Origin of the sequence: Streptomyces sp. NBC_00988, assembly GCF_045162645.1 — a bacterium.
Classification (GTDB): Bacteria; Actinomycetota; Actinomycetes; order Streptomycetales; family Streptomycetaceae; genus Streptomyces.
Window position 1 is genome coordinate 6,272,884 of the sequence record NZ_CP108730.1, and the last position, 16,613, is coordinate 6,289,496.

At 68.1% G+C, this 16,613-nt stretch carries 17 protein-coding genes and 1 riboswitch; of the genes, 8 read left to right on the forward strand and 9 right to left on the reverse strand.

Features of this window, described 5'->3' with window-relative positions:
* The first annotated feature begins 80 nt into the window (after positions 1–80).
* On the forward strand, positions 81–767 hold the full coding sequence (locus OG496_RS28745) for a DUF4234 domain-containing protein (protein WP_405972946.1): 687 nt from the start codon (positions 81–83) through the stop codon (positions 765–767).
* A 78-nt stretch (positions 768–845) separates the two neighbouring features.
* Here the strand turns inward: OG496_RS28745 and OG496_RS28750 are convergent, their stop codons facing one another.
* Both OG496_RS28750 and thiC read right to left on the reverse strand, forming a co-directional pair.
* On the reverse strand, positions 846–1,955 hold the full coding sequence (locus OG496_RS28750; RefSeq protein ID WP_405972947.1) for a hypothetical protein: 1,110 nt from the start codon (positions 1,953–1,955) through the stop codon (positions 846–848).
* Positions 1,956–2,096: 141 nt separating this feature from the next.
* Entirely contained in the window at positions 2,097–3,953 is a 1,857-nt protein-coding gene (gene thiC, locus OG496_RS28755) for a phosphomethylpyrimidine synthase ThiC (protein ID WP_405972948.1), read from the reverse strand.
* Positions 3,946–4,135: riboswitch (TPP riboswitch) on the reverse strand. It overlaps the preceding gene by 8 nt.
* Before the next feature lie 71 nt (positions 4,136–4,206).
* Between thiC and OG496_RS28760 the strand changes: the two genes are divergently transcribed.
* On the forward strand, positions 4,207–5,715 hold the full coding sequence (locus OG496_RS28760) for a YibE/F family protein (RefSeq protein WP_399394251.1): 1,509 nt from the start codon (positions 4,207–4,209) through the stop codon (positions 5,713–5,715).
* A 233-nt stretch (positions 5,716–5,948) separates the two neighbouring features.
* Here OG496_RS28760 and OG496_RS28765 read toward each other — a convergent pair whose 3' ends face one another.
* The 4 genes from OG496_RS28765 to OG496_RS28780 all read right to left on the reverse strand — a co-directional run bounded on the left by OG496_RS28765 (position 5,949) and on the right by OG496_RS28780 (position 8,459).
* A complete protein-coding gene (locus tag OG496_RS28765; RefSeq protein WP_366494827.1) occupies positions 5,949–6,386 on the reverse strand; it encodes an SsgA family sporulation/cell division regulator in 438 nt (145 codons plus the stop codon).
* A gap of 99 nt (positions 6,387–6,485) precedes the next feature.
* On the reverse strand, positions 6,486–7,220 hold the full coding sequence (locus OG496_RS28770; protein WP_366494926.1) for an IclR family transcriptional regulator C-terminal domain-containing protein: 735 nt from the start codon (positions 7,218–7,220) through the stop codon (positions 6,486–6,488).
* Between the two features lie 531 nt (positions 7,221–7,751).
* A complete protein-coding gene (locus tag OG496_RS28775) occupies positions 7,752–7,964 on the reverse strand; it encodes a DUF5326 family protein (RefSeq protein ID WP_019055111.1) in 213 nt (70 codons plus the stop codon).
* A 177-nt stretch (positions 7,965–8,141) separates the two neighbouring features.
* Positions 8,142–8,459, reverse strand: a complete 318-nt coding sequence (locus OG496_RS28780; protein WP_262060822.1) for a cupin domain-containing protein — start codon at positions 8,457–8,459, stop codon at positions 8,142–8,144.
* A 48-nt stretch (positions 8,460–8,507) separates the two neighbouring features.
* Between OG496_RS28780 and OG496_RS28785 the strand changes: the two genes are divergently transcribed.
* The 5 genes from OG496_RS28785 to OG496_RS28805 all read left to right on the forward strand — a co-directional run bounded on the left by OG496_RS28785 (position 8,508) and on the right by OG496_RS28805 (position 12,265).
* Positions 8,508–8,885, forward strand: coding sequence for a phage holin family protein (locus OG496_RS28785; protein WP_366494825.1), 378 nt, complete (start codon positions 8,508–8,510; stop codon positions 8,883–8,885).
* A gap of 7 nt (positions 8,886–8,892) precedes the next feature.
* The gene (locus tag OG496_RS28790; RefSeq protein ID WP_405972949.1) at positions 8,893–9,384 is read left to right on the forward strand and encodes a low molecular weight protein-tyrosine-phosphatase; all 492 of its coding nucleotides are present in this window, start codon (positions 8,893–8,895) and stop codon (positions 9,382–9,384) included.
* Positions 9,381–10,526 carry a cystathionine gamma-lyase gene (locus OG496_RS28795; RefSeq protein ID WP_405972950.1) on the forward strand — a complete coding sequence of 382 codons (1,146 nt, stop codon included), beginning with the start codon at positions 9,381–9,383 and terminating at the stop codon, positions 10,524–10,526. Before OG496_RS28790 ends, OG496_RS28795 begins: the two co-directional genes overlap by 4 nt.
* A gap of 228 nt (positions 10,527–10,754) precedes the next feature.
* On the forward strand, positions 10,755–11,660 hold the full coding sequence (locus tag OG496_RS28800; RefSeq protein ID WP_405972951.1) for a LysR family transcriptional regulator: 906 nt from the start codon (positions 10,755–10,757) through the stop codon (positions 11,658–11,660).
* A 122-nt stretch (positions 11,661–11,782) separates the two neighbouring features.
* Positions 11,783–12,265, forward strand: coding sequence for an NUDIX domain-containing protein (locus OG496_RS28805; RefSeq protein WP_405972952.1), 483 nt, complete (start codon positions 11,783–11,785; stop codon positions 12,263–12,265).
* Positions 12,266–12,281: 16 nt separating this feature from the next.
* On the opposite strand, the gene OG496_RS28810 is transcribed toward OG496_RS28805, so the two are convergent.
* Positions 12,282–14,006 (reverse strand): globin domain-containing protein, encoded by a 1,725-nt coding sequence (locus tag OG496_RS28810; RefSeq protein ID WP_405972953.1) that lies wholly within the window; start codon positions 14,004–14,006, stop codon positions 12,282–12,284.
* Between the two features lie 283 nt (positions 14,007–14,289).
* Entirely contained in the window at positions 14,290–14,925 is a 636-nt protein-coding gene (locus tag OG496_RS28815) for an HAD family hydrolase (protein WP_405972954.1), read from the reverse strand.
* 195 nt (positions 14,926–15,120) lie between these two features.
* On the opposite strand from OG496_RS28815, the gene OG496_RS28820 reads away from it, so the two are divergent.
* Positions 15,121–15,987, forward strand: a complete 867-nt coding sequence (locus OG496_RS28820; RefSeq protein WP_405972955.1) for a GNAT family N-acetyltransferase — start codon at positions 15,121–15,123, stop codon at positions 15,985–15,987.
* 74 nt (positions 15,988–16,061) lie between these two features.
* Here OG496_RS28820 and OG496_RS28825 read toward each other — a convergent pair whose 3' ends face one another.
* Positions 16,062–16,484, reverse strand: coding sequence for a heme-binding protein (locus OG496_RS28825; RefSeq protein WP_366494817.1), 423 nt, complete (start codon positions 16,482–16,484; stop codon positions 16,062–16,064).
* Positions 16,485–16,613 lie beyond the last annotated feature (129 nt).

Here is a 16,613-nt window from a genome sequence, read left to right on the forward strand (position 1 = left end):
CATCACGAAGTTGCGGGCCTACCCTGGGAGGAACGTGGGGCGCGCCCGGCGCTTCCGGGGCTCATCAACTGGGGGCCCGTATGGAACAGCTCCAAGCAGTACAGCAAGTAGACCGCTACGTGCACGAGCGGCGTACGACGGACCAGAGGTTCGTCGGGTGGGGCATCTACTTCTTCCTCCTCTCATGGGTCACGCTGGGCATCTACGTGATCGTGATGTTCTATCGTCGGCTCAACCGCGCAGACCTGTTCAGAAACCGCCGCATGCACTACTACAACGCGGTCATCGATGCCTCGAAGCAGTACGCCGAGGAACATGGTCAATACGATGCCGCCCATGACGACCTGAACGACCTGCGGCGCTTCGTCAAAGAACGCTTCGAGGACGATCACAAACCGATCAAGGCAGGGCTGTCGCTCTTCCTGTCCTTCATCACGCTCGGGATCTACGGCTGCATCGCGACCTATCGGCTCATGCGCTTCTGGTGGCAGATCCAGCTCACCGAGCAGGACTTCTACGACAAGCTCAGCGTCACGTGGACGAAGCTGGGCATCATCCGGTACCCCGTGACCTTCGAACCCGTCCCGGCCTTGAATCGCAGCTTCGGCATGCACTTCCTGCTCTCGTTCGTCACGCTCGGGATCTACGGCATTGTGTGGGACTACCAGCTCCACACCGACCCGGAGAAGCTCTACCCCGAAGTGCACTCCACCGAGGACACCATCCTCAACGCGCTGCGGAACATTGGTCCGGCACTACCTCAGTAGCCCCGCCCGAGGGCAGTCCGTGCGCCGAGGCGCCGACAGACGAAACAGCCGAACTTCCGGAACGGCGCTCGCCTCTACTCAGTCCGCCATACGTCGGACGATCTGCGCTTCTGCTCTTTCGACTGGCGCGCGACTGTAGGCATGCACCAGCGCGAGATGAAAGAGTGCCGGCGCGAGAGGGGCCCACCGATGAATGCGATCGGCACGCAGCATGTACTTGATCACTGCTGCGGGACGGAAAGGCACGAAATCGATGGTCTGGTGTTCCCATCGATCTGCCACTCCTCTGCTCATGCGGGCTTGCAGACCCTCGCAGGTCAAATCCTTGAGTCTGGCGTAAAAGTGAGCGCTCCAATGACGCTTCTCGACGTCCAGCGCAAAGGCAAGCAGGTCGAGTGCGTACTCATGCGGTTCTATGGACAGTTCCTCCCGCATGCCGCGCCGGGCGACCGCATAGAGGTCGGGGGCGCTCCTGCCGGAGGAGTCGATGTGCCGTGACATGCCCTCGTTGACGGACGAGTTCCAGACGCCGGGTGCCATTCGGACGCGGTTACTGCGCTGGCTGACGACCAGCATGTCGTCGGCTGTCACCACCGCGATATTCACGGCGAAACTGCACTGCAGAAACGCGGGAGCTCGCAAAGGGTCGCCGGGATCGAGATAGCGCGAACGAGGGGTGGTCCCGTCGGGCAGTCGACGGTCCAGTTGTTGCGCCGCGAGAAAGGTGTAGTAGTCCGTCGGGCGCAATCGCAGATGGACTACCGGCTGTTCCTCAAGAGCAGTCCGGGAGACATCGAGCGTCTCGACCGCGTATCGAGGTCCGTTCCACAACAGTGTCTGGCCCTCTGCCCTCAAACGCTCGCTTTCTTCCTCGATCTCGGCCCACCAGTCAGCCATATCGGAAGGCAATTCGATTCCCTGGTCCAGCACCTGGATGTAGACAGCCTGCGCCGGTATGGGTGACTCCCCGTCCCCTTCGACGATCAGTGCGGAGGTATGAAGAGGACCGAGGGAGAAGGTTCTCCACGCGGGACTGGACTCCTCCTGGCGTCGCAGGTTGCGTACCGCGCTCCTTGAGCGAGTGCGCAGTCTGTACCAGCTGTTCTGAATCGGGTCCTGGAACAGCACGGCAACCAGCATCCCGAGCACAGCGCCGACGACCCCGTTGGCCAGATCGATCCCACCCATGCCAGGCAGAGTAGAGACCTTGATCGCACCCTGCGCGATCTTCTCTCTTCTGTTACGACGCCCAGCAGAGCCATCCCGTCCAAGAGGCCCCCGGCATCGACGACCGGGAGCCTCGATGGAGGCGCCAGTTCATGGACAGGTTCAGTCCGCCAGCGGCAGATACACGCGGTTCCCGCTCGCCGCGAACTCCTTCGACTTCTGGAGCATCCCCTCAGCGACCTCGTCAGCCGTCGCCCCAGCGGCAGCCGTACCGCCGAACTGCGCAGTGATGCTTTGACTGATCTTCATCGAGCAGAACTTCGGCCCGCACATCGAGCAGAAGTGCGCCGTCTTGGCCGGCTCCGCCGGAAGCGTCTCGTCGTGGAACTCCCGTGCCGTGTCCGGGTCGAGGGCCAGGTTGAACTGGTCCTCCCAGCGGAACTCGAAGCGGGCGTCGGACAGCGCGTCGTCCCATTCCTGCGCACCGGGGTGCCCCTTGGCGAGGTCGGCTGCGTGGGCGGCGATCTTGTAGGTGATGACGCCGGTCTTGACGTCGTCACGATTGGGCAGGCCCAAGTGCTCCTTGGGCGTGACATAGCAGAGCATGGCCGTGCCCCACCAGGCGATCATCGCAGCACCGATGCCGGAGGTGATGTGGTCGTACGCCGGCGCGACGTCCGTCGTCAGCGGGCCGAGCGTATAGAACGGAGCTTCATCACAGATCTCCTGCTGAAGGTCGATGTTCTCCTTGATCTTGTGCATCGGGACATGTCCCGGGCCCTCGATCATGGTCTGTACGTTGAAACGCTTCGCGATCGTGTTGAGTTCCCCGAGCGTCCGCAACTCCGCGAATTGGGCCTCGTCGTTGGCGTCCGCGATCGACCCCGGCCTCAGACCGTCGCCCAGCGAGTACGTGACGTCGTAGGCGGCGAGGATCTCGCACAGCTCCTCGAAGTTCTCGTAGAGGAACGATTCCTTGTGGTGGGCCAGGCACCAGGCCGCCATGATCGAGCCGCCGCGCGAGACGATGCCCGTCTTGCGGTTCGCCGTCAGCGGTACGAACGGCAGCCGCACGCCCGCGTGGACGGTCATGTAGTCCACGCCCTGTTCGGCCTGTTCTACGACCGTGTCCTTGTAGATCTCCCAGGTCAGCTCCTCGGCGCGGCCGTCGACCTTTTCGAGCGCCTGGTAGAGCGGCACCGTGCCGATGGGGACGGGGGAGTTGCGCAGCACCCACTCACGGGTGGTGTGGATGTTGCGGCCGGTGGACAGGTCCATGACCGTGTCGGCGCCCCAATGGGTCGCCCAGGTCATCTTCTCGACCTCCTCCTCGATGGAGGAAGTGACCGCGGAATTACCGATGTTGGCGTTGACCTTCACCAGGAACCGCTTGCCGATGATCATCGGCTCGATCTCCGGATGGTTCACGTTGGCCGGCAGCACCGCCCGCCCGGCCGCGATCTCCTCCCGGACCACCTCGGGCGAAACCTTCTCCCGTACGGCCACGAACTCCATCTCGGGCGTGATCTCGCCACGTCGCGCGTAGGCGAGCTGCGTGACCGGCGTACCGTCACGGCCTCGGCGCGGCTGACGCGGCCGGCCGGGGAACACCGCGTCGAGGTTGCGGAGTCCACCGCGCGGTGAGGTGTGCTTGATGCCGTCGTCCTCGGGGCGGACGGGACGGCCCGCGTACTCCTCGGTGTCGCCGCGCGCGATGATCCAGTTCTCCCGCAGCGGCGCCAGCCCCCTGCGGACGTCGGTGTCGACGAGCGGATCGGTGTACGGGCCGGAGGTGTCGTACAGCGTCACGGACTGCCCGTTGGTGAGGTGCACCTGACGGACCGGCACCCGCAGATCGGGGCGCGAGCCCGCGACGTACCCCTTGTGCCAGCCGATGGACCGCTCGGCCTCCGTCGGCTTTCCAGCCTCCGTGGACTGCTCGGCCCGCGCGAACTCTTCGCCCGGAATGGGCTGTTCGTCCTGGCTGACGGCAGACGTGCGTACGTCTTTGTTGGTCATGAGACCTACTCCCTACGCCGGCATTACCCGGTAACAGGTTCGGCGGTCGACGCAGCGGCTTCCGTCAGCCGATGTTTCATGTGAAACATCACTCGATTCAGGTGACGTTTCCCGTGAAACATCGCAGAGACGAAGGTCAGCGCCCTCTCAGCCCGGTGCTCCGAGCTCCCGCGTGTGCAAAGGTGCCTCCACGCTAGCGTCATAAGTGGCGCGGTGAACAGTGGGCCTCCGGCGTTCTTGCGATGATCGGGCGGTGACCACGACACAGCAGCCCCCGTACCCGCCGACCGGGCCGCCGCATGGCCACGACCAGGGATCTGGCGACGACCACGGTTCTGGTTCCGGGCACGACCACGGATCGGGCGGGGACGGCGGACACGGACCGGGTGGAGACGGCGGGCACAGTTCCGGGGCAGGCGGTGGGCACGGTCACTCGCACAGCCACGGCCCCGCCGCCCCCGTCTCCCGGCATCTGCGGAAGGTCATCGCGGCGATCCTGATCCCGTTCACGGTGGCGGTCGTGGTCGGCATGGTGGTGCTCTGGCCCGGCGGCGCCCCGTCGCACAAGCGCACCGGGGTCGGCTTCGACCGGCAGACACAGCAGGCGACGGTCACCAAGGTCGTCAGCGTGAGCTGCGCGTCGGTGAACGCCTCGGGCGGGGGCTCGACCGGGGACACCTCCACCGCCGAGGGCTCCTCCGCGGCGCAGGAGGCGGCCGGCACCTGCAAGAAGGCCACGGTCACGGTCTCCACCGGCAAGGACAAGGGCCGTACGTTCACGGAGATCGTGCAGCCCGACCAGTCACGGCAGTTGCATCAGGGCGAGAAGGTCGTGGTCGCGTACGAACCCTCCGCGCCCAGGGATCTGCAGTACTCCGTCACCGATGTGAACCGTAAGTTCCCGATGGCACTGCTCGCCGGGATCTTCGCGCTGGTCGTCGTGGTGGTGGGCCGGCTGCGCGGTGTCATGGCGCTGGTCGCACTGGCCATCAGCTTCATGATCCTGAACTTCTTCATCCTGCCCGCGATCCTGCACGGCTCGAACCCGCTGATCGTGGCGGTGGTCGGATCGAGCGCCATCATGCTCATCGCCCTGTACATGTGCCACGGCCTGTCGGCGCGTACGTCGGTGGCGGTGCTCGGCACCCTGATGTCTCTGGTGCTGATCGGCGTCCTGGGCTCGGTGTTCATCGGCTGGGCCGCGCTGACCGGGAACACGGACGACAACACGGGCCTGATCCACGGGCTGTACCCATCGATCGACATGAGCGGCCTGCTGCTCGCCGGCGTCATCATCGGTTCGCTCGGCGTGCTCGACGATGTGACGGTCACCCAGACGTCGGCGGTCTGGGAACTCCACGAGGCCAACCCCTCGATGGGCTGGCGCGGGCTGTACCGCGCGGGCATCCGCATCGGCCGCGACCACATCGCGTCGGTCGTCAACACGCTCGTCCTCGCCTACGCGGGCGCCGCCCTGCCCCTGCTGCTGCTCTTCTCCATCGCGCAGAGCAGCGTGGGAGCGGTCGCCAACAGCGAGTTGGTCGCCGAGGAGATCGTGCGCACGCTGGTGGGTTCCATCGGCCTGGTCGCGTCGGTACCGGTCACCACGGCCCTCGCGGCCCTGGTGGTCTCGGCGGACCGACCGGGACCCGAGGCGGTTCCGGCGGGTGCGGTTGCGGCTACGGCAGGTGCGGCCACGGCGGCACCGAGCGCCAAGCCCGCTGCGGCGCGCGGCGGGAAGGGCCGGCGCCGCAAGCACTGAGATGCCGCGGGCGGTGAGACGCCACAGGCACTGCGGTGGGCGGCGAGAACGGCCCCAGGGAGCCGCGCAGAAGCGTTACTGCGAATCCCCGGGCCCCCCAGGACTTCAACCTCACCCGAGGCCTTCAGAACTCCACAGGGCCCTTCAGGACTCACAGCGCCTCCAGCGGCTTCAGCTCAGGGCTCCTGGCGAAGCGTTACGCCAACTCCCGACCCCGCCGCCGGCACAACACCTCACCCCGCGCTCTGCTCCTCCGCCAGGATGCGGTCCAGCGCCTCGTCGAGGTGGGTGTCGAAGTCCGCGAGGGCACCTTCCTGACCGAGCGGAACCAGCCGGTCGGTGCGGTCGAGGAACGCCACGAGCGGGGCCGCGCCGGTGCGGAACAGTGCCTGGTCGCTGCCCACCTGAAGCCGGATCAGCACCTCGCCCAGCGTCTCGGGGTCGACGGGCTCGATCCGCACATCGCCCTCCCCGCACGCCATGCCCAGCCCGTCGATCAGCAGCTCGCGACCGAAGGCCCAGGTCACCGGGGCGTCGCCCGGCAAATGGAAGGTCAGCCGCACGGCGTACGGATCGGACGTCTCGTAGCCCAGCTCGACCGGGATACGGAAGGAGAGCTCCTCGGAAACGAGGAAGCTCATCATGACCTCTGCCTGTACGGACTCGCGCATCGCCTATCCCGTCAACTGCCGTCGCCTGGCCGGGAATGATCCCCGTGACACTGAAGGAATATTGCTGAACGTACACGTTAGATCACAAGGAGTAAGTTTTCAGATACTGATAGAGAGCGCGAGCGACCCCAGAAGCCTGCCTACCTCGGCCTGCAACTGCCGCGCCGCGACCGGCAGTCGATCGGCCTGATGCGAGGGCAGGGAGATGGCCATCGTGGCGGCCGTGGCGCCGAGGGTGATCGGAATCGCCGCGCAGACCGTCCCCAGCGCGTACTCCTGGCGCTCCACCACCAGCTCCGTCCGCCGCATCCGGTCCAGGCGCCGCACCAGGGCCTGACCGTCGCGCACGGTGTAGGGCGTGAGGGACCGCACGGGGTAGCGGTCGAGGTGGTCGCGGCGGACGTCCTCGCCCAACTGGGCCAGCAGACACTGGCCGATCGCATGCGCGTGCCCCGTCTCACGAAAGTCCGCCCACTCCTCGACCGCCGGACTGCCGGGGGTGTCGGAGACGCACAGCACCTCGATCTCGCCGTCGCGGTACATCGCGTAGTACACCGGTGCACCGATCAAATCCCGCCACTGCGCCAACGCGTCGACGATCGTGCTGCGACGTTTCTCCTGCGCCCCGCTGCTGCCCAGCCGCTCGGCCGCCTCCCCGAGGAAGAACAGCCCCTTGTCGCGGCGGAGATATCCCTCGTGCACGAGGGTGCGCAGCAGGTGGTACGCCGTGGGGAGGGCGAGGCCGGTCTCGCGGGCCAGTTGCTTGGCGGGTGCTCCGTGTTCGTGTCCGGCGACGGACTCCAGCAGGCGCATGGCCCGTTGGACGGAACCGATGAGGGTGGTGGCGGACTGCTGCGGGCCGTCGGCCGTCGCTGAGCGCTGCCGGTCAGGGGCTGCGGTGAAGGGCTGCTGGTCGGTGGCCCTCGCGGAGCGCTGCCGCGGCGGAGTCGGCACCGGGCGCTGCTGTACCACCGGCTTCGGCTGTGACACCGGCCGCAACTGTGCCACCGGACCCGACCGTTCCACCAAACCTGGCTGTGCCGCAGGACCTGACTGTGACACCGGCCGCAGTTGTGCGGGGACCGCCATCGAGCGCGGCCACGTGGGCGGGACGGGCAGGGTGGGGCGTGCGTGTGGTTCTACGGGTGCGGTGTCAACCGTGGCCAAGGGTCACTCCCGGAGCGCGAGGGGGCAGCCCGTGCGGGGAACACGGGGAGGGGGTGCGCCGCCCGCGGGGTTCGTCCCCGCGTCGAATTCCGGACTTTAACCGCCCGCCACCGCCGGCAGACGGCCTGTCCGGGAAACTTCCCCCGCCCGAGGGAACCGGTGATTCCTGTTACCGATCACCGGTCGGCCGGCAGGGCCTCACCAGTCGCCGCGTGAGGAGGAGCTCGACGTGAACTTCCGGACGACGTAGATCACTCCGCCGACCAGCGCCACGAAGACCAGCAGCTTGAAGAGCAGTCCGATGACGATGCTCACGACGGTCGCTATCAGCCCGCCGAACACGACCAGGGCGATGACCGGCACCGCGACCCACTTCACCCACCACGGCAGTCCCGCGAAGATCTCTCGCATTGTCCTCGTCCTGTACCTCTCCGCCCGTCGCTCGTACCGGGTCCGGTCCGTGTCCGGCACTCCGGTGCCGGATCTCTGATGTCCTGCACTCGATGCTAGGGCGCGCGAAGGCCCAACGGGGGCCTCGCATCCCTTGTCCTCCCCTGACCGTTCCCCTAGGGAACCCTGAGACGCGGGTCAGGCTTCGGGTGGAGAGAACACCACGAGCACCCGCAGGTCCTCGCTGATGTGGTGGAACTTGTGGGCCACCCCGGCCGGCACGTAGACGACGCTGCCGCGCGCCACCTGGGTGGTCTCCATGCCGACGGTGATCGCGGCCCGGCCGCTCACGACGAAGTACACCTCGTCCTGGTTGTGCGGCTGCTGCCGGTCGTGCTCACCGGAATCGAGCGCGTACAGGCCGACCGACATGTTCTTCTCGCGCAGGAACTGCAGGTACGCACCATCGTTGGCGGCACGCTCCGCCTCCAGTTCATCCAACCGGAATGCCTTCATCGCCCTCGTCCACACTCGGAGTCGATCTCTTCTGTCACGATCAGACACATGAAGAATTTCCTAGTCAAGACGATCGCCAACGCGGGTGCCCTGGCGGTCGCCGTATGGCTCCTCGACAAGATCACCCTGACCGGTGACAGCACCTTCAAGAAGGTCTGGACGCTGCTCCTCGTCGCCCTGGTCTTCGGCGTGGTGAACTTCCTGGTCAAACCGATCGTCAAGGTGCTGACCTTCCCGCTGTTCATCCTGACGCTCGGTCTGATCACCCTGGTGGTCAACGCGCTGATGCTGATGCTCACTTCATGGCTGGCCGACAAGCTCGACCTGAGTTTCCATGTCGAGGGCTTCTGGACCGCCGTCCTGGGCGGCCTCATCATCTCGGTCGTCTCCTGGGCACTCAACGTCGTCCTGCCCGAAGGGGACTGAGCGCGCGATGACGTACCGCGTCAGCTTCGTCTGCACCGGCAACATCTGCCGTTCGCCGATGGCCGAAGCGGTCTTCCGCGCGCGGGTGGCGGAGGCCGGGCTCGACGGTCTGGTCGAGGTCGACAGCGCGGGCACGGACGGCTGGCACGAGGGCGACGGCGCCGACCCGCGCGCCGTCGCCGTCCTGGAGGAGCACGGCTACGGCACCGACCACGTCGCCCGCCGGTTCCAGGCCTCCTGGTTCTCCCGCCTGGACCTCGTCATCGCCCTCGACTCCGGCCACCGCAAGATCCTGCGCCGCCTCGCCCCGACCGAGCGGGACGCCGAGAAGGTCCACCTGCTCCGCTCCTACGACCCCGACGCCACTGGCGACCTCGACGTACCGGATCCGTACTACGGGGGCCTGGACGGCTTCGAGGAGTGTCTTGAGATGGTGGAGGCGGCGAGCGAGAGTCTGCTCGCCGCGGTGCGCGACGAAGTGGAGGGACGAGCGGTATGAGTGATTCCGCTGCAGACAACGGTGCAGGGGACGGCACGCGCGCGGTGCGGGCCGGTCTGCCCGAGCCGGTCAAGTACGAACCGACGCTCCCCGGGCCGGTGTTCGCCGCGCACTTCCATCTCCCGGGCGAGGCGACGGGCCCGTACAAGTACGGCCGCGACGAGAACCCCACCTGGACCCATCTGGAGCGCGCCATCGGCGAGCTGGAGGCGCCCGGGCGGGACGACGTCGAGACGCTCGTGTTCGCCTCCGGCATGGCCGCCATCTCGTCGGTGCTCTTCTCCCAGCTGCGCGCCGGCGACGCGGTCGTCCTGCCCGACGACGGCTACCAGGTACTGCCCCTGGTGCGCGAGCAGTTGGAGGCGTACGGCATCGAGGTGCGCACCGCGCCGACCGGCGGGGACGCCCAGCTCGCCCTCCTCGACGGCGCCAAGCTGCTGTGGATCGAGACCCCGTCGAACCCCGGGCTCGACGTGTGCGACGTACGACGGCTCGCCGAGGCGGCACACGCGCGTGGCGCCCTCGTGGCCGTCGACAACACCCTCGCCTCACCCCTGGGACAGCGCCCGCTGGAACTCGGCGCCGACTTCGCCGTGGCAAGCGGCACCAAGCAGCTCACCGGACACGGGGACGTCCTCCTCGGGTACGTCGCCGGGACCGACGCCACCGCGATGGCCGCCGTACGCCGCTGGCGCAAGGTCGTCGGCGCGATTCCCGGGCCCATGGAGGCCTGGCTCGCGCACCGCTCGATCGCCACGCTCCAGCTGCGGGTCGACCGGCAGAACGCCACGGCGCTGATCCTCGCCCAGGCCCTGCGCGAACGGGCCGACGTGACGGGCCTGCGCTACCCGGGGCTGCCCGACGACCCCTCGTACAAGATCGCCTCGCAGCAGATGCGGCGCTACGGGTGTGTGGTTTCCTTCACGCTGCCCACGCGCGCGCGTGCCGAGCGTTTTCTCGACGCGCTGCGGCTCGTGGACGACGCGACGAGCTTCGGCGGAGTGCGGTCCACCGCCGAGCGGCGGGGGCGCTGGGGAGGGGACGCGGTACCGGAGGGCTTCGTTCGTCTCTCGGTCGGTGCCGAGGACCCCGAGGACCTGGTGGCCGATGTGCTGCGTGCGCTGGACGAGTCGGCGCGGTGACCGCTTTACGCACCGCCGGTCGGTGTCCGGCTACGCACAACGGACGGTCCGAGCCTCCCCCCTCGTGGCTCGGACCGTCCTCGGTTCTGCGCGCGAAGAACCGCGCGCACAAGGCTAGTTGACTCTGTGTCAGTGTCCAATCACAGTAGCGACAGAGACCTATCGACTTATTTATAGTTGGGCCCTGCCCGGGGCCGGAGGAAGGGTGGGGAGAGGAGAGTGCGTGCCATGGATCTGGCCTTGCTGCGCACCTTCGTGACCGTGCACCGGGCCGGCTCCTTCACCCGCGCCGCAGCCCTGCTCGGCCTCTCGCAGCCGGCGGTGACGTCCCAGATCCGCACCCTGGAACGGCAGTTGGGCCGCCCCCTGTTCCTGCGCCAGGCCCGTGGAGTCACCCCCACGACCATGGGCGACGAACTCGCGCACAAGGCCGCGCCCCATCTCGACGCCCTCGTGGAGATAGCCGAGACGGGGCCTGACAACGACGCCTCGCTGCGCACCCTGCATCTCGCCGGTCCCCCCGAGTTCACCGCCGAACGGGCCCTGCCCGCGCTCACAGAGCTGACCGGGGACGACGGCCAGGGCTTCGCGCTGCGCGCGTCCTTCGGGAACGCCGAGGAAACCCTGGAGGGACTGGCCGCGGGACATCATGATCTGGCCATCAGCACGGCCCGTCCGCGAGGTGCTCTGCTCACCGCGACAACGCTCTGCGACGAGGAGCACATCCTGGTCGCCGCCCCACACCGGGCCGAGCAGCTCGGCTCCGCGAAACTCGGCTCCGAGGACGCGCCCGCCCCGGACGACCTCCCCGTGATCGAGGTCCACGAGTCGCTGCCCTTCGTCTCCCGGTACTGGGCCTCCGTCTTCGACTCCCGCCCGGCCGCCCCGGGCACCGTGATCGTGCCGGACCTCCGCGCGGTCCTCGCGTGCGCGATCGCGGGCGCCGGGCTCGCGGTACTGCCCCGCTATCTGTGCGCCCTGGCGCTGAAGCGCGGCGAGGTCGTCCCGCTCCACGAACCCGCGATTCCACCACTGCGGACGTATTTCCTGGTGGTGCGCACCGGCACTCTCGCGATGCCGCACATCGCCCGGGCCCACGAGTGGCTGCAGCGGGCCGCGACCGACTGGGGCTGACCAGGCACTTTGCCGCCGTTCCGCGACGAACCCACTGGTTCCACGTGAAACATCACGCTCCGAACCGTCAAGGTCACGTCGTGCGATGTTTCACGTGGAACCAGTCGGGCCACATTTCTCCCATGACCGTCCGACCCGTGGTCAAGCGCACCGCACGTGCCGTTCTCCTCGACGGTGACGCCCTGATCCTGATCAAGCGCACCAAGCCAGGTGTCGATCCCTACTGGGTCACGCCCGGTGGCGGGGTCGAACCCGAGGACACCACCGTCGTCGACGCCCTGCACCGGGAGGTGTACGAGGAGCTCGGCGCCAAGATCACCGACGTGGTGCCCTGCTTCGTGGACACCGTCGAGCACATCGGCGCGGACGCGGCCTCGACCGGCGTGAAGGTGCAGCACTTCTTCGTCTGCCACCTGGAGTCCATGGACCCGGCGCTACGCCACGGCCCCGAAGTGGACGAGCCCCTCGGCGAGTACGAGATCGTCAGAGTGCCCTTCACCCGCGTAGGCATCGCGTCCGTCCACCTCGTACCCCTGTCTCTACGGCACTACCTGGACGGCAACATCGAAGGGGTCCTCGCGATGCACGCTTCCGACCTGGGCTGACGCCTCCGGCACCGGGTCAGTCCCCGGTGGCCACCAGCTCCTCGACCGAGTCGTGCCGTATGCGCTCCTGCGGGATGCCTGCGTCCCGCAGGGCGTGGACACCGCTGCGGATCATTCCGGGCGGGCCCGAGACGTAGGCGTCGTACTCGTTCCACGGTCCGTACGTGCGTATGGCGTCCGGGAGTTGAAGGCTTCCCGGCCGGTCGACGATCGGCCGGACCGCGAGCCACGGATGGGACTGCTGGAGCCGGAGCATCGTGTCGATGTCATAGAGGTCGTGGTCGGTACGGGCGCCGTAGAAGACCTCCACCGGGCGCCGCTCACCGCGTTCGGCGACGTCCTCGACCAGTGCCTTGATCGGCGCTATGCCGGTGCCGCCACCGACGCAGAGCAGTCCGCTGTCGGTGGTGTGGTCCACGGTCATCGAGCCGGTCGGCGGGCCGAGCCGGATGACGTCGCCGGGCCGGGCGCGGTGCACCAACGCGTTCGAGACCCAGCCCGCGGGGACGGCCTTCACATGGAAGGTCAGCAGCCCGTCCGAGCGGGGGGCGGAGGCGAAGGAGTAGTGCCGCCAGATCCGCGGCCACCAGGGCGTCTCCAGGCTCGTGTACTGCCCGGCGAGGAACGGATAGGGCTGGTCCGGGCGGAGGGTGACGACGGCGACGTCCCGGGTCCTGAGGTCATGGGTGACGACCTCCGCGTGCCACCAGGCCGGAGCCCGCAGTTCGTCCGCTGCGGCCGCGTCGATCATGACCTGCGAGATCGTCGTGTACGCCCGCACCCAGGCCGCCTCCATCTCGGCGTCCCAGACGGCGGAGGCGTACTTGTTCAGCGCACCGATGAGGCACTCGCCGACGGCCGGGTAGTGCTCGGGCCGAGTGCCGTACTTGCGGTGTCCGCGGCCGAGGTTCTGCAGATACGCGACGAGGACCTCGGTGTTGTCGATGTGCTCGGCGGCGGTCAGCAGCGCCTTGAGCAACCGGTCCCGCTGGGTGTCCATCGCCGCCGGGAACAGCGACCGCAGCTCGGGGTGGCGCACGAAGAGCAGCGCGTAGAAGTACGAGGTGACCTTGTCGGCCACGGGACCGGCTTCGGCCATCGTCCGACGGATGAGTACGGCGTCCGGGGAGGCCTTCTCTGTGGCGGTGGCGGGGCCGGAAGAACGCTGGGCGGGCACGCGCACGGGGGCGGCCAGGGCAGCTTCAGCGACGGCCGGAGCGAGTGCGGCGGCGGGCTGCGGTGCGGGAGGCGGGGGTGCTGCCAGCGCGGGGGCGGGCGCCATGCGCAGGGCGGGAGTTGAGGGCTGGACGGGAGTTGAGCGCTGCGGGGCGGTCACGGCCGACGGTATTCGCTGCTGTCCCGGCGCCACGCCCCTCTGAGCGGTGTGCCCGTCCGGATAGGGCGCGGCACTGCCGCCGCTCGGAGCCAGCGAGGCGGGCGGAGCCGCTGAGGCCGGTGGAGTCGATGGGGCCGGTGGAGTCGATGAGGTCGGAGGGGCCGGTGGAGTCGATGGGTCCGAACTCTCCGTGGGCGGAAGCCCTTTGTTCCCCGCCGCCGCGCCCCTGCGGACCGGACGCAGTACGGCCGGACGCCGTCCCTCCGTCGTCCCACGCTCTTCGCCCGGAGACACCTCCGGCTGCTTGCGCGGAGTGAACCAGCCGCCTCCGCCGCTGCCGCCGGACGTGCCGTTGTCGACCGACGGGGTGGTCGGAGCGTCCATGGTGTGCCTCGCCTCGAACATCTTTCGGTCGGTCTGCGCGCTTCCTCAGCCGGAAGCTGACTGCTTCCGCGCGGACGGCTTGCTTCTCCCCGTTCGGTCAAGCTGCCGATACAGCCATATCCAACCCACATTCCCACTGCGTACGGACAAGTAAGGCGAGAGTGTGACATTGCCCGCAGTACTCTCACGCGGCGTCCGGCTCCGGACAAGAACCGGAGTCGACCCTACCGGCCCGTGGTCCGCACACAAATGCCGCCTCGCTCCCCCTCGGCCAAGGGGAGGGGCGAACCATCGATTCCCTCAATTACCGGGCGGCGCGCACCAATTCGTAGGCATCCCATAGATCCCGCCCCTCATAGGAGTGGGTCGCGAGGCCCGACAGATGCTGATCCGCGTTGACCGCGACGGAGACGGGCACAGCACCGAACAGGTCCTTGTCCGACATCGAGTCGCCGTACGCGACGCAGTCCGCTCGGGTCACCCCGAACTCCTCACACAGCCGGTCCGCGATCACCACCTTGGCAGCGGAGTTGAGGACTCCGGCCAGGTCCATGGACGGCGCGGTGAACGGCACGGCGGGGAAAAGCGATCCGTGTGCCGCGTGGGCGCCCCAGCCCGTGAGCCGTTCCACAAAGAAAGAAGGCGAGAGCGATACGACGGCGCAGTATTCGCCGGCGCTCCTGATCTCGGCCCAGACCTCACGGATCCGCGCCAGCCATGGGGCCCCTTCGAAGGCCGCCGCCACATGCGCCTCGGTGAGATCCGCCCACAGCGTGTACACGCGGGTCGCATACTCCGGCGGCCCGATCAGCCCGGTCGAGATCGCCTGTTCGAGTTCCACCGTCTCGGCCTCCAGGCCGAGTTGACGGGAGATCTCCAGGGGTGCGCTGGTTCCGTGCAGCAAAGTGCCGTCGAGGTCGAAAAGATGAAGTCTCGCCATGAGTCACGAGATTAGTTGGCGCAACTGTGGCACCTTCCCCGAGGCTGCCGGATGCTCGCCGTTCGCCGGTGTTTCACGTGAAACATCCGGCTTCTGTGGGTGCGTTGTGCCGCTGATCACGACATGGCTAAAAGCACGTACGTCTCACCGGAAACAGGTGGACGCCGACAACGCACGTCAGACAGCCTGACCTGCGTGCCAACTCCTTCCCTAGCCGCTCTGCCCATCCGCCGGCTGACGCTCCGCGATCGCCTTGCCTGCGCCGACTTGTCCGAGGACCGGGGGTGGCCACGCGAGGAACACAAGTGGGGCTTTCTCCTCAGCGCCGGGAAGGGCTACGGCATCGACGCCCCCGAGGGCGGTCTCCTCGCGGCATGCGTCGTCACGGAGTACGGCCCGCAGGACCGCCCGGATCTGGTTGCCATCGGCATGGTCCTGGTCGCCGAGCGGTACGCCCGTCAGGGCGTGGGACGCCGCCTGATGCGCCACCTGGTCTCAGCGATGGGCACCACACCACTGACCCTGTACGCGACCCCGAACGGCCGCCCGCTCTACGAAGAACTCGGCTTCAAGGCGACCGGCCGGGCCGAGACCCTGCGCGGCCACTTCACATCTGCCGGACCCGAGTCCCCGATCGCCACCCGTGCGGCCACGGCCGAGGACCTCACCGGCATCCTGCGCCTCGACGAGGCGGTGTTCGGCACCGACCGCACGCCCCTCATCACGCGACTGCCCGCCTTCTCCGACCAGTTGAGGGTCGCGGAGGAGAACGGCCGGATCATCGGCTACGCAGCCGCCTGGCCCAACATGGACACCCAGGTCGTGGGCCCACTGATCGCACAGGACACGGAGGCGGCGAAGGCCCTCCTCGCCTCACTCGCCGCCCGCACCGACCGTCCCCTGCGCACCGACATCGACGTACGCCACAAGGACCTGCTGTCCTGGGCGAAGGAACACGGCCTCGCCTCCTCCGCCTTCAACTCCGTGATGACGTATGGCATCGCCGAACTGCCCGGCGACTGGACACGACGCTTCGCCCCACTGACGGTCGCAGCCGGCTGACGGTCCCCGAACACCCAGAACGCCGGTTCCCGACCAACCTCGTCGAGAACCGGCGTTTCCGTCACCCACAGACGTCAGACAAGCGCCTCTACAGCGGCCTGAGCGAAGCCGTGGTCCTGCGCGGGCGCGCCGCCACCGACCCCGACCGCTCCGATCAGCCGGCCGTCACGGTGCACCGGGATACCGCCCCCGATGAACAGCAGCGGCCGGTCGAGCGCGGTGGGCAGGGTGTGGAAGATGCCTCCGGGCTGCACAGCGTCGACGAGGTCGGCGGTGGGCGCGTTCAGCTGGAGCGCGGTGTACGCCTTGCGGGTGCTGGTCTCACCGGAGATCAGCACAGCCCGGTCGTCCCGCCGGAAGGCCAGCAGATGACCGCCCGCGTCCAGCACGGTGATGCTCACGGTGACCCCGGCGGCCTCCGCGGCTCGGCGGGCCTCGGCGACGAGCGCTTCGGCGTCCTGGATGGTCAGCGGGGCTACGGCGGTGGTGGTGCTCATCAGGGTTTCTCCTTGCGGGTGTTGCTGTTTCTGGTGGGGGTCGGACAGCCGAGGTCGGCTGTTGGTCGGGTGACCGAGGCCGGTGGGAATGCACGGGGACGGCCCTGACCCCGCGTCTCCCCGGTCCGG

Bases quoted from the DNA above. Each gene is read 5' to 3' on its own strand.
- OG496_RS28795 (WP_405972950.1), top strand. From the start codon at position 9,381: ATGAGTGATTCCGCTGCAGACAACGGTGCAGGGGACGGCACGCGCGCG.
- OG496_RS28810 (WP_405972953.1), bottom strand. From the start codon at position 14,006: ATGTTCGAGGCGAGGCACACCATGGACGCTCCGACCACCCCGTCGGTC.
- OG496_RS28785 (WP_366494825.1), top strand. From the start codon at position 8,508: ATGAAGAATTTCCTAGTCAAGACGATCGCCAACGCGGGTGCCCTGGCG.
- OG496_RS28815 (WP_405972954.1), bottom strand. From the start codon at position 14,925: ATGGCGAGACTTCATCTTTTCGACCTCGACGGCACTTTGCTGCACGGA.
- OG496_RS28775 (WP_019055111.1), bottom strand. From the start codon at position 7,964: ATGCGAGAGATCTTCGCGGGACTGCCGTGGTGGGTGAAGTGGGTCGCG.
- OG496_RS28825 (WP_366494817.1), bottom strand. From the start codon at position 16,484: ATGAGCACCACCACCGCCGTAGCCCCGCTGACCATCCAGGACGCCGAA.
- OG496_RS28805 (WP_405972952.1), top strand. From the start codon at position 11,783: ATGACCGTCCGACCCGTGGTCAAGCGCACCGCACGTGCCGTTCTCCTC.
- OG496_RS28765 (WP_366494827.1), bottom strand. From the start codon at position 6,386: ATGCGCGAGTCCGTACAGGCAGAGGTCATGATGAGCTTCCTCGTTTCC.
- OG496_RS28800 (WP_405972951.1), top strand. From the start codon at position 10,755: ATGGATCTGGCCTTGCTGCGCACCTTCGTGACCGTGCACCGGGCCGGC.
- OG496_RS28750 (WP_405972947.1), bottom strand. From the start codon at position 1,955: ATGGGTGGGATCGATCTGGCCAACGGGGTCGTCGGCGCTGTGCTCGGG.
- OG496_RS28790 (WP_405972949.1), top strand. From the start codon at position 8,893: ATGACGTACCGCGTCAGCTTCGTCTGCACCGGCAACATCTGCCGTTCG.
- OG496_RS28780 (WP_262060822.1), bottom strand. From the start codon at position 8,459: ATGAAGGCATTCCGGTTGGATGAACTGGAGGCGGAGCGTGCCGCCAAC.
- OG496_RS28745 (WP_405972946.1), top strand. From the start codon at position 81: ATGGAACAGCTCCAAGCAGTACAGCAAGTAGACCGCTACGTGCACGAG.
- thiC (WP_405972948.1), bottom strand. From the start codon at position 3,953: ATGACCAACAAAGACGTACGCACGTCTGCCGTCAGCCAGGACGAACAG.